Origin of the sequence: Pseudomonas syringae pv. tagetis, assembly GCF_022557255.1 — a bacterium.
GTDB lineage: Bacteria > Pseudomonadota > Gammaproteobacteria > Pseudomonadales > Pseudomonadaceae > Aquipseudomonas > Aquipseudomonas caricapapayae.
Genome location: NZ_CP092923.1, coordinates 4,379,825 through 4,392,104, shown reverse-complemented (window position 1 = coordinate 4,392,104; position 12,280 = coordinate 4,379,825). Strand labels below are relative to the sequence as shown.

Sequence of the window (12,280 nt, the reverse complement as noted above, 5' to 3'; positions counted from 1 at the left end):
ATGAATATGGATGTCAAAATTCAGAGGCTGCGTCCCCAAGTCTTTTCCAGGAGCTCAGCTAGTTGGCGTTTTATTGCTCGCCTCGACTGGCTGCCTAATTGGCCCGAAATTCATGCGAAGCCCGACGCTCATGGCGCATTCATCAGGCTTGCTCCGGCGTTCAGGGGGGAGAAGCTCAGCGTGGCAGTCTTGCCACGTCGAGTCGCCGCTTTTCCTCAAACTGTAGTGGTCTAATGAAACCGGACACCCATTTAGGCGAGAATGATCGCCAGATAGAGGTGTCTGATGACCAAACAACGTCGTTCCTTTTCCGCTGAGTTCAAACGCGAGGCCGCAGGCCTCGTGCTCGATCAAGGCTATAGCCATATCGAAGCCAGCCGCTCGCTTGGTGTGGTTGAGTCCGCGTTGCGCCGCTGGGTTAATCAGCTTCAGCAGGAGCGCACCGGCGTTACTCCGCAGAGTAAAGCGCTGACGCCAGAGCAACAGAAAATCCAGGAATTGGAAGCTCGAATCGCTCGACTTGAGCGGGAGAAATCCATTTTAAAAAAGGCTACCGCGCTCTTGATGTCGGAAGAGCACGAGCGCACACGCTGATTGATCAGTTAAGTACCCAAGAGCCGGTCGATTGGCTTTGCGCAGTCTTTGATGTCACTCGTTCGTGTTACTACGCCCACCGCCTCAGGCGCCGAAATCCCGACGTTGAGCGGCTTCGGTTGCGCAGTCGGGTCAACGAACTTTTCACGCAAAGTCGAAGTACTGCCGGTAGCCGCAGTATCGTGTCGATGATGCAGGAAGACGGCGAGCAGATCGGGCGGTTTAAGGTGCGAGGCCTGATGCGGGAACTGGCGCTAGTCAGCAAACAACCTGGATCACATGCCTACAAACAAGCGGCGGTCGAGCGGCCTGACATTCCGAATATCTTGAATCGAGAGTTTGATGTTCCGGCACCCAACCAGGTCTGGTGTGGCGACATCACCTACATCTGGGCTCAAGGGAAATGGCATTACCTGGCAGTCGTTCTGGATCTCTACGCACGCCGGATTGTGGGCTGGGCGCTGTCAAACAAGCCGGATGCGGATCTGGTCATCAAGGCGTTGGACATGGCTTATGAGCAGCGTGGCAGGCCTCAAGGGCTAATGTTTCACTCGGATCAGGGCTCGCAATATGGCAGCCGTCAGTTTCGCCAACGGCTCTGGCGTTACCGCATGCGCCAAAGCATGAGCCGTCGTGGAAACTGTTGGGATAATGCGCCGATGGAGCGTGTGTTTCGCAGCTTGAAAACTGAGTGGATACCAACCGTGGGCTACATGACAGCTCAAGAAGCGCACCGCGACATCAGTCATTACCTGATGCATCGTTACAACTGGATTAGACCGCACCAATTCAACAACGGACTGGCACCAGCTCAGGCCGAGAAAAAACTTAACGTCGTGTCCGGGATTAGTTGACCACTACAAACCAAGGGTGGGGCGAATGGATAGAAGCTGCACTCATGGAGCGCAGCCACCTAAGCAGTTACTGCCAGGCGAAACCGTAGGAGTGCGACATTTATTTCCGTGCGGAGAAAAAACGAACATGCCGATGGCTGGGAGGATGGCTTTGGGGGTTGAGCGGCGGCGCGAAACGATTTGAAATCCTTCCGACTTTCTACCTACCTTTCACTCTCAGGAGTCCAAGGTGCCGGTCAGAAGGATGATACGATTTATCCCTGAGCGTTCAGCGCTGGCCCTACGCGCACATCTTCCTGACCGCTGGCACGTAATGCATCTGCGATAAAGCCGCTGCGTATCTTCTGATCCAGGAATGCTCGTACGTATTCAGCTCCTGCCGTACGTCCTTTCGGTACGGCCATCGCTTGCCGGATCTCGGTGAAACTATCCGGTAGGACGCGAAAGCCTTCGTTCTTGATCGCGAAGCCTTCTAAGGGCTGGCGGACGCCAGCGGCGGCGTCAAGGCCCTGTTCCACAAACCATTCCACCGCTGCGGCAGATGTCGGGGCCCGAACCAGTTCTGCAGCGGTGAGCGTTCGGCTGAGGTACAGGTCGTATGCTGCACCTGTGCCAACGGCGAGCCGCGCTCCCAAATGATCAAGTTCAGCTACGGTTTGGTACGCGCTCGCGTCACGCACCAGGTAGGTTCCTTCAATGATGACGTAGGGATGGCTGAACTCTATCTCGGCTGATCGCACGGGCTCTATGGCCAGGAACGCCAGATCCCATATTGAGTCGGTCAGGGCTGCGAATACCTTGCCTGCGGCATCGAATGTGACGAATTCGACGGCCACGTTCAGTTCCTCGGCGAGGGCCCTGGCCAGTTTGGCAGATACTCCTGCGGGGCTGCCGTTTACGTTGCGCTGAGCCAGCACCGGATTCCCATAGTTGATGGCTGCACGCAGTACGCCAGTGGGGGCCAAATCAGCGAGAATTCTTGAATCTACAGTAGTCATGGGTGCTTCTCTGCAATGGTCGGGTGCGTGTTGCTGGGGGTGTCGCCGTTATGGATTCGCATCAACAGAGTCATGACGAAGGCTATTGCCAGTAAACCGCTAAGAAATAGCAACCCCATTGAAGCGCTGTTGGTCGAACCTTTGATCATGCCTATCGCAAAAGGGCCGACAAATCCCCCGATATTACCAATCGAGTTGATCACTGCTATGGAAACGGCGGCCGTAGATCGGCTCAGGAAAAGCGTTGGAAGTGCCCAGAACGGTGACTTGAAGCTGTAAAGACCTGCTAGCGCCAGGCTGATCATGGCGATGGCGACGATTGGATCGCTTACCATACTCGCGCCAACCATCGCAGCGGTGGCGACAGCCAATGGTATAGCGCAGTGGAGTTTGCGTTCGCCATGCCGATCAGAATTGCGTGACCAACCTATCATCATCAACGTAGCGAAGATGTACGGCACCATCGCGATCATGCCGATTTGAGTATGGGTCAAGGAGTCCGAGAACCCCTTGATGATTTGCGGCATCCAGTATCCGACCCCCAAACTGCCGCATTGATACACGAAATAGATGAAGGATAAATACAGCACCTTGGGATTGGTCATGGCCTTCAATGCGCCAAAGTGCTTCACGTTTTTGCGCGACTGACGATCACGTTCCAGTTCGGCTAAAAGCCACTCCCTTTCATCCTGTTTGATCCATTTCGCCTGCTCCGGTTTGTCCGTCAGGTAGAAGAAACATGCCACGCCTAGGAACAATGCAGGGATGCCTTCAAGAAACAGCATCCAACGCCAGCCGCTCCAGCCGAACCAGTGAATGTTGTCCATGATCCAGGTGCTGAGGGGGGCACCTATGATGTAGGACACGGGAATTGCTGCGGTGAAAAGCGCGACCGTAGTGGCTAGCTCCTTGGAGCGAAACCAATAGGTGAGATAGACGATGATGCCTGGGAAGAACCCGGCTTCGGCAACTCCCAGCAGGAAACGCAACACATACAGATGCGTAGATGTTTGCGCGAATGCCGTGGCCGCAGCGATCAATCCCCAGGTTACGAGGATGCGGGCTATCCATACTCTGGCGCCATAGCGATTGAGCAGGACATTACTGGGGACTTCAAACAGAAAATAACCAATAAAAAATATTCCGGAGATGAACCCGAAGGCCTCGCTGGTCAGTGCCAAATCAGCGTTCATCTGCAGCGCCGCATAGCCGATGTTGGCACGATCCAGGTAGGAAACGATATACAGCAGGAACACGAAAGGGATGATGCGCAGGGTCACCTTGCGCACCACTGCCTTTTCGAAGGCAGGGTTATTCGTAGACATAGGGCCTCACGTAACCGCTTCTAGGCGGTTTGTATTGTTCTTGTCGTGGTTGTAAGCGTGTTAGCTAGAGAGCGTTAATCTGGCTCTCGCAGCGCATCAACATCGTTGGGAGGGAGAAAAAATCATGCACACAGGGCTGCCGGTAGATGTCTGAAAACCCGTAGTCCGCAACGTACCGTGGTCTTGATCCACGGCAAACGTGACGATGCTGTCGCTGTCTTCATTCAGAGCCATTAAATAGCGTCCATTAGGCGTCAGTGTAAAAAAGCGCGGCGTACAGCCTCCGCTATGAGCTGCCTCCCTGAAATCAAGCAAACCGTTTACCGGGTCGACAGCGAAGACGGCGATGCTGTCGTAACCACGATTGGAGGCGTAAACAAAGCGTCCTTCACGATCTACTTGAATTCCCGCAGCTCTGCTATTGCCGGTGTAGCTTTGCGGCAAAGTAGTCAGAATTTGCTTCGGACTAAGGGTTCCGCTCTCGGCGTCGTAACTGTAGGTGGTGATAGTCGAGTCAAGCTCGTTAACCACGTAGGCAAGATTCCCTTTGGGATGAAAGGCCACGTGACGGGGGCCGGCTGTTTCGCGCGCAGCAACCCCCGGTATCGTGGCGGCGAGCCGCCCAGCGGAGAAGCGAAAAGCGAAAACTTTGTCCAGGCCTTTGTCCGGCACGATGACGTAGCGACCATGATTATCAAAGAGGCTGTAATGCGGCTTGGCGTGGGGCTGTTCAATCCGGTGCGGCCCCGGTTCGCCCACAACCTCCAGCAGCTGGCTCAATGGGGCGATGCTGCCGTCATCCAGAACTGGCAGGACGGCAAGGCTGGCGCCGATATGATTGGTGACTACCAAATACCGCTCTGATGGATCTAGTGCCAGGTGTACCGGATTCCTTCCTTGCGTACTCTGCGTATTCAGGAAGGTCAGTTTTCCGCTGCATTTGTCTACGCGAAAAGCGCTCACGTCGCTCTGATCACCGTGAACTGTGTAAAGCGTATCTGCGTTGCGATTGAGCGCCAGGAACGATGGGTTGACCAAGTCACGTACCACTTGAACCAGTTCCAGCGTTCCTTCGTCCTGATTCATGGCGTAAACGCTGATACCTTCGCCACGCGCATTACGCTCGCGAGTGGTGCGGCTACCGACATAGGCGTACATAGGATTCTCCATGATTTCGGTCATCAGACGGGAGCAGGGCTGTCTGCGCGGTTGAGCATCTTGCGCACTACGTACGGCAGGATTCCCCCATGAGACAGATACATCAGCTCTTGGCGGGAATCGAGATTGAGTTGTACGTCAACACGTTGCTCCGGCTTGCCTGCTCGCTCAATCCGTAAAGTGACAACGTTCATGCCAACTGCCAATAGCTCAAGCCCATCGAACGTCAGATGCTCATTCCCTTCAAGCGACAAGTCTTGAGCGCTAGTGCCCTCCCCAAACGCCAGCGGGAAGATACCCATTCCGATCAAGTTGCTGCGATGAATTCGTTCAAAACTACGTGCTACCACCGCGCGTACGCCAAGCAAAGCCTGCGCTTTGGCTGCCCAGTCACGACTGGAGCCAGCACCGTAGTTAATCCCTCCGAAGACCACCAGCGGCGTTTCCTGCGCCAAGTAACTTACAGAGGCCTCATAGACTGGCAGCACCTGTTGACCATCCGCTGTCCAAGCCCACGCTCCTAAGCCAGGCTGCTCACCGAGGAGCAAGTTACGCACCGAGCGATTAGTAAAGGCACCCCGCAGCATGACCTCATGGTTGCTGCGTCGTGTGGAGTATTGGTTGAGATCGACCGGATCTTCGCCATGCTCAATGAGCCACTTACCCGCTAGGCTGTCTCTCGGTATGGCCCCAGCAGGAGAGATGTGATCAGTAGTAACGTTGTCGCCCAAAACCATGAGAATCCTGGCGTTGTCGATTGCCAATGTTTTTGGTGGCTCGGCTTCAATGCTTTCCAGGTAGCGTGGGCGGCGCAGATAGGTCGAGGCTGGATCCCAAGGAAACTGGATGCTGCCTGCTGCACTGAGGGCCTGCCAGTGGTGTGTTCCCTCCCACACAGTTCTCAGACGCTCCGCAAAGAATTCTGGCTTCACTACGTGACTCGCAAGCTCAGCGACTTCTTCATCGCTTGGCATCAATTCGCTGAGATAGATGTCGCGCCCATTGCTGTCGCAGGCCAGTGGTTGGTTGACCAGATCAACATGAATATCGCCCGCTATTGCATACGCGACCACCAATGCAGGTGATGCCAGATAGCCTGCAGGTACTTTGGGATTGACTCGTCCTTCGAAATTTCGGTTGCCCGAAAGAACTGCCACGCCTTTGAGGCCCTGTTCGGCAAAGGCTTCGACATGAGACTCCAAGCTGCCCGAATTACCGATGCACGTCATGCACCCGAAGCCTGCAAGATCGAAACCTAGGGCGGCGTAGTCTTCAAGAAGCTTGGCTTCCCGTAGATAGTCAGCCACTACTTGAGAGCCTGGTGAAAGAGAGGTCTTTACCCAAGGTTTGCGGGTGAGTCCCAGTTTTCGCGCATTGCGTGCTAGTAGCCCCGCCTGAATCATTTGTGCCGGGTTGGCCGTATTTGTGCAACTGGTGATCGCCGCGATGACGACCGCGCCGTGACCAATAGGCTCGCCAAAGCTCGGCTCTTCAAATCGGTCAGGTGCAGTGGTTGCGATCATCTGAAGGCCGATTACATGCTCGTCAAATGATGAGCCGGCTTGAGCCAGAGGCTGACGCTGATGAGGTTGATGTGGGCCGGCAACACTGGGTTCCAGGCTTGCAAGATCCAGGTCGATAACGTCTGCGAACACAGGCTCTGGTGCCTGCGAACGACGCCACAGTTGCTGGATTTCCATGTAGCGTTCAGCTTTGGCGCGCAGGTCTGGTGAGCGACCCGAAAGCTTTAAGTAGCGGGCCGTTTCGTCGTCAAATGGGAAAAACACCACGGTTGCGCCGTACTCAGGCGCCATGTTGGCTACGGTACCTCGGGTGGCCCAGGTGAGATTGTCCAGGCCAGGGCCGCAGAACTCCACGAACTTGCCGACTACTTTGTGCTTGCGAAGAATCTCGGCAACGTAGAGGGACAGATCTGTCCCCGTCACCCCAGGGCGTAGCGAATTTGTGACGCGGATGCCAACCACTTCCGGAAAGCTAATGGGTACGGGTTCGCCCAGCATGGCGGCCTGACCCTCAAGGCCACCAACGCCCCAGCCGAGAATACCGATAGCGTTGATCATAGGGGTATGGCTATCGGTGGCAACCATATCGTCCGGATGCAACAGACGTTCGCCGTCCGGGCCTTCGCTCTCCCAGACGACTTGAGCCATCGCCTCCATGTTCATCTGATGGATAATGCCGGTACCTGGGGGAATGACCTTGAAATTTTCCAGGCTCTTCTGGGCCCATTTGATGAACTGATAACGCTCACCGTTACGGCGGAAGTCGATGTCCAGATTAGCTTCGACTGCGTCCGGGTCAGCATAGCGCTCGACAATCACCGAGTGGTCAATAGCCAGCACTGCGGGGATGACTGGATTCACGCGCTCAGGATCACCACCTAACTCGGCTACTCGGTCTCGCATACCCGCGAAGTCTGCAAGCGCAGGCAGGCATGTGGTGTCATGGAACATGAGACGATTGGGAAAGAACGGAGCTTCGCACGCCGGGCCTGTGCCGACTGCACAGGCGAGTACCGATTCGAGAGCGTCAGGCGAGCAACGTGCGACGTTTTCCAGCAATAAACGAATCGAGTAAGGGAGGCGCTCTAAATCCGACTGGGTCAGAAGCTTGCTCAGGTCGACGAAGGTGTAGCGCTCTTCAGCTATATCCAGCTGACTAAGGTAAGCTTTGGCGGTCATGATTGTCTCGTTCTTGTAGGGGCAATCTGATGCCCTAATGACCTGATCCTAAGGTGAGAACAGGTAAACGAAAATTGGTCATTCGCCAAGCCATCGTTCGTGAAAGGAGAACGCTCGTCAGGATAGCTTCCTCCCTATCACTAGTGGTTTTTACCCAGATGCTCCACCAACGTCTTTATAGTCGGTGACAATAGTTCTGAGCTTCTCATTCCAATGACCAAGCTGCGCCTCGCCCATGACTCATCAAGGAGCGTCATTTTAAGTTTCAAGGGCCGTAGATATTGCTGGATAGCCGCCTTGGGCAATATTGCAATTCCAACCTTGGCACTTACCAGTCGGCACATGCATTCGAAACTACTGACGCGAACGCGTACCCGCATCTCTCGCCCTGAATCCGGTTGCTGCTGGGCGAACAGTGTGTAGAGAGAGCTGTCAAGGTGGGGCCCAATGAACTCGTGCTCCAAGGCATCAAGGAATGATATTTTCCCCTTTTCTGTTACGGGATGATCACTCGGCGTCACAACCACGAGCTGATCCTGGCGGTAGGGAAGTATTTCGAGGCCTGCGGCACGGGTGTGCTCAGCAAATATTCCGAGATCAGCACGACCTTCTACGACCGCCTTTACCACAGCCGAACCAACACGTTCTTCTATGTCGAAGTTGATCAGAGGGTAGCTGGCTAGGAAGCGCTCCAAGTCGGTAGGAAGAAATTGGGCCAATGCGGATGTGATGGCATGAATCCGAATATGACCCTTTACGCCGGCAGAGTAACTGGCCAACTCTTCGTCCATGTGGCCTAGCACCAAACGCAGCTCACGTGCGTAGTGCAGAACCGATTGGCCGGCAGGTGTAAGATCTACCCCTCGTGCATAACGCAGCAGTAGGGCCGAGCCAACTTGCTCTTCGAGCTCCGCTATGCGCTTGCTAACCGCTGATACAGCCAGGTGTAAGCGTTCAGCCGCCCGGGTAAGGTTCCGCTCTTCGGCCACTGCGATGAAAACATCCATAGTGATGAGGTCGTAGCGCATTCATTTCGTACCTTTTCGTTGGCGTATAGCAGGATACATACCTAATTCGGGTACTGGGAGCCTGAGCGAATCGAGGTCGAAAATGCGGAATTGATCACCAGCCCATCCTTCTATGCTTTTAACCACGGCATCAGACTGAATGGGGGCAGGCTTGCCTTGCAGACGGCTCCCGAGCAGCCGTTGATGAACACATGCTGGCCTGCCTGCAGCTTCGCTTTGTCGATCAGCCCATTCCAGGCGGTGATGCCCGGCGTGCCGATGCAGGCTGCATCTTCGAAAGAAAGCGACGCGGGTTTTTTGGCCAGAAACGTTTCTCTGGTCACGACAGCCTGACCAAATGCGCCGCTTTCCTTGAAACGTGCAAGCCCCAGCACCGCGTCGCCTACCTTGAGCCGAGTGACGTCCGCGCCGACCGCGGTGACAGTGCCCGAAAAGTCCATGCCCATTGCCCGGGGGAACGCGTTGCCGGTGACGATCTTCATCATCCCGTTACGCAGTTTCCAGTCGATCGGGTTAATAGCGGCAAACCGGACCTGCACAGCCACCTCGCCTTTTCCGGGCGCGGACAACTCGAAATCCTCAAGCCGCATCAGCTCCGGGTCGCCGTATTTGCTGTATTGAATGCGCTTCATCAGTCATCTTCTCCGTTGAGTGTGAAGATCACAGTACACAGAGACAGGGACAGTTTTTGTCACCATGATTAGTCGGAGCAGCCCGTATCACCCCGCCATTCGCCGCCCCCGCAACGCGTTCAAGCATTCACGTCCTGCATCCCCGGCCGTTTGCAGCACCGTCTGGTTGCTGTCGTCGTTGATCCAGGTCAGCAGCCGGACCTGACCCGTCACCTGGCTGCCGCCGTGCATGCGACTCAGGGTTTCGCGTTGCTTGAGCATGGTCTTCATGCGCGTTGCTAGCATGAAAATGTCGTCGATGAAGCCGTCTTCGACATTGTCGTGATGCTCGATGCCCAGACCTGTTGCGTCGTGGTCGATGCGCAGGTGGTAGTGCATCGCCCCGGTTGTGTCTTCGCTGCCGAATAACGCGATGACGAAACCTTTGCCCAGCAGCGAGCGCAATGCCTGCTGGATGATTTCCTGCACATCGGGGGTAATTTGTCTGACTTCGCGGCTCATGGGGCGGCTCCTGACCAGGTGGTTGATACCAGGCAGTATTCAATGCCCGGACGTAAAGCGCGGTCCGGGCCGGGTAATGCTGGGTAAAGGTTCACGCTGTAAAAGGCCAGGTTTCAAAAAGTCTGGCCCAGCGAGAACTGGAACACTTGGGTCTCGGCGTCTTCGGGTTTCTTGATCGGTACGGCGAGGTCGAAGCTCAATGGGCCGAGCGGCGAGTACCAGGTCACGCCGACGCCGACCGAGCTGGCCATCTGGTCGATATTGATGTTGCCGCAGTTCTGCGTGGTGCTCAGGTAGCACTTGTCGGCGTAGACGGTGCCGAAGTCCCAGAACAGCGAGGTGCGCAGGGATTTCTGGTCTTTGACGAAGGGCATCGGGAACAGGTATTCCATGCCGCCGGTGATCAGGACGTTGCCGCCCAGTGCTTCCGTGTCGCGGTCCGAGTAATAAATCTGACCCTGGCTGGCGTAGGCCCCGGTGGCCGGGGTATTGCGCGGTCCCAGAGTGCCGTCCTTGAATCCGCGGACCGTGGCCTGGCCGCCCGCCGTATAGTTTTCATAGAACGGCAGGCCGTCGGTATCGCCATAACCGTTGCCGTAGCCGAGTTTGGTGTGCAGGCGTAGCGAGGTTGCGTCGCTGAGTGGCACGAACGTCTGGCCGTTGTAGTCGAGCTTGTAGAACTGCAGGTCACTGCCCGGCACGGTGCTGGCCAGGGTCAGGCTTTGTGAGTGGCCGCGCGTGGCCAGCACGCCTTTGTTGAGGGTCGATTCCGACCAGCCGACGCTGGCTTTCAGGTTGGTGAATGACGAGCCCTCACGCTCGATGAAGTCGTAAATCTCGTCGGCGCTGTAGCTGCCGGGGTCGAGGGTGTCGTGCTGGATCGACAGACCGTAGGTCAGGCGCGATGTTTCGCTGATCGGATAACCGAGGTTGACCCCCGCGCCCACGCTGTCGAGCGAGTAATAGGAGACCTCGTCGTCATCGTCGTAATACTTGCTGTAGTCGGTTGCGTTGTAGAAAACGTTGTAGCCCAGGCTCACACCGTCCGGTGTGAAGTACGGGTTGGTGAAGGCGAAGTTGTACTTGGTCTGGTACTCGGAGCGGGTCATGCCGAGGCTGGCGAAGTTACCGGTGCCGAGGATGTTGTTCTGCGAGATGGAACCCCCCAGTATCAACCCTGCGCTCTGCGAGAAGCCCACGCTGGCGGTGATGTTGCCCGAGGCTTGCTCTTCGACCGCGTAGTTGATGTCCACCTGGTCGTCGGTTCCGGGGACCGCCGGTGTTTCGACGTTCACCTCCTTGAAAAAGCCCAGACGCTCCAGGCGCACTTTCGACTGGTCGATCAGGTAAGTCGACGCCCAGCCGCCCTCCATTTGGCGCATTTCGCGGCGTAGCACTTCATCGGCGGTCTTGGTATTGCCGCGAAAGTTGATGCGATTGGCATAAGCACGTTTGCCCGGATCGACCACGAAGATGATGTCTACCGTGTGATCGGCCTCATTGGCTTTCGGCACGCTGTTGACGTTGGCGAAGGTGTAACCGTCATTGCCCAGGCGGCGTGTGATCAGGTTGGTGGTATCGGTCATGACCTTGCGCGAAAACACTTGGCCCGGTTTGACCAGAATCAGTTGCTCAAGCTGATCCTGCGGCACCTTCAGGTCGCCGCCGAGTTTGACGCTGGCCACCGTATACCGGTCGCCCTCGGTGATATTCACGGTAATGAACACACTCTTCTTGTCGGGCGTCAGCGACACCTGGGTCGAGTTTATGTCCATGTTGATGTAGCCACGATCCAGGTACCAGGAACGCAGGCGCTCCAGATCGCCGGACAGCTTTTCGCGAGCGTACTTGTCATCGTTCTTGAAAAATGACAGCCAGTTGCTGGTTTTCAGTTGAAACTGGTCGGCGAGCTGTTCATCGGGGAACACCGTGTTACCGACCACATTGATGTGCTGGATCGACGCCACCGTCCCCTCGTCGATAGTTATTTTCAGGGCGATGCGGTTACGTGGCGCAGGCAGCGCCTGAGCATCGACCGAGGCGCTGTAACGGCCTTGGGAGACGTATTGGCGTTGCAGCTCATTGCGCACGCCCTCAAGGGTGGCGCGCTGGAAAATCTCGCCCTCGCTGAGCCCCGACTGCTTCAGGCCCTTCATCAGGTCGTCGGTGCTGATTGCCTTGTTGCCGACAATCTCGATGCTGGCGATGGAGGGGCGTTCGACGACATTGATCACCAGCACATTGCCGTCGCGCGCAACGTCAATGTCCTGAAAAAAGCCGGTCTTGAACAATGAGCGCGCAGCGTCGGCCAGACGCTGTTCATCGGCCTTATCACCGACATTGAGCGGCAGTGCAGCGAAGACGCTGCCGGCTGACACGCGTTGCAGGCCGTTGACGCGGATGTCCGAGATGGAAAAAGTGTCGGCGTGCACCAACGGGACGCTGAATAGCAGGCAGAGCGATAGAAGCAGACGCGAATAAATCATCA

8 protein-coding genes and 1 pseudogene are annotated in these 12,280 nt (G+C 56.1%); 1 reads left to right on the top strand and 8 read right to left on the bottom strand.

Going from position 1 to position 12,280, the window contains the following annotated elements; translation table 11 throughout:
- Positions 1-285 precede the first annotated feature (285 nt).
- A protein-coding gene (locus MME58_RS19520) for an IS3 family transposase (RefSeq protein ID WP_122387017.1) occupies positions 286-1,448 on the top strand; the annotation gives its coding sequence in 2 pieces (ribosomal slippage) (positions 286-541 and positions 541-1,448; 1,164 coding nt in all).
- Positions 1,449-1,702: 254 nt separating this feature from the next.
- Here MME58_RS19520 and MME58_RS19515 read toward each other — a convergent pair.
- The 8 genes and pseudogenes from MME58_RS19515 to bamA form a co-directional block, all read right to left on the bottom strand.
- On the bottom strand, positions 1,703-2,446 hold the full coding sequence (locus tag MME58_RS19515; RefSeq protein ID WP_055004828.1) for a transporter substrate-binding domain-containing protein: 744 nt from the start codon (positions 2,444-2,446) through the stop codon (positions 1,703-1,705).
- Positions 2,443-3,771 (bottom strand): MFS transporter, encoded by a 1,329-nt coding sequence (locus MME58_RS19510; RefSeq protein WP_054985644.1) that lies wholly within the window; start codon positions 3,769-3,771, stop codon positions 2,443-2,445. The genes MME58_RS19515 and MME58_RS19510 overlap by 4 nt, the downstream gene beginning before the upstream one ends.
- A gap of 96 nt (positions 3,772-3,867) precedes the next feature.
- A complete protein-coding gene (locus tag MME58_RS19505) occupies positions 3,868-4,929 on the bottom strand; it encodes a lactonase family protein (RefSeq protein ID WP_055004827.1) in 1,062 nt (353 codons plus the stop codon).
- Between the two features lie 23 nt (positions 4,930-4,952).
- Positions 4,953-7,631: an aconitate hydratase AcnA gene (acnA, locus tag MME58_RS19500; RefSeq protein WP_055004826.1), complete on the bottom strand. Its 2,679-nt coding sequence runs from the start codon at positions 7,629-7,631 to the stop codon at positions 4,953-4,955.
- Between the two features lie 140 nt (positions 7,632-7,771).
- Positions 7,772-8,659 carry a LysR family transcriptional regulator gene (locus tag MME58_RS19495; protein WP_054985647.1) on the bottom strand — a complete coding sequence of 296 codons (888 nt, stop codon included), beginning with the start codon at positions 8,657-8,659 and terminating at the stop codon, positions 7,772-7,774.
- 146 nt (positions 8,660-8,805) lie between these two features.
- Positions 8,806-9,291, bottom strand: a pseudogene (locus tag MME58_RS19490) (NAD(P)-dependent alcohol dehydrogenase); the annotation flags it as partial.
- 87 nt (positions 9,292-9,378) lie between these two features.
- On the bottom strand, positions 9,379-9,792 hold the full coding sequence (locus tag MME58_RS19485; RefSeq protein WP_055004825.1) for a hypothetical protein: 414 nt from the start codon (positions 9,790-9,792) through the stop codon (positions 9,379-9,381).
- Between the two features lie 113 nt (positions 9,793-9,905).
- Positions 9,906-12,278 (bottom strand): outer membrane protein assembly factor BamA, encoded by a 2,373-nt coding sequence (gene bamA / locus MME58_RS19480; protein ID WP_055004824.1) that lies wholly within the window; start codon positions 12,276-12,278, stop codon positions 9,906-9,908.
- Positions 12,279-12,280: the final 2 nt, after the last annotated feature.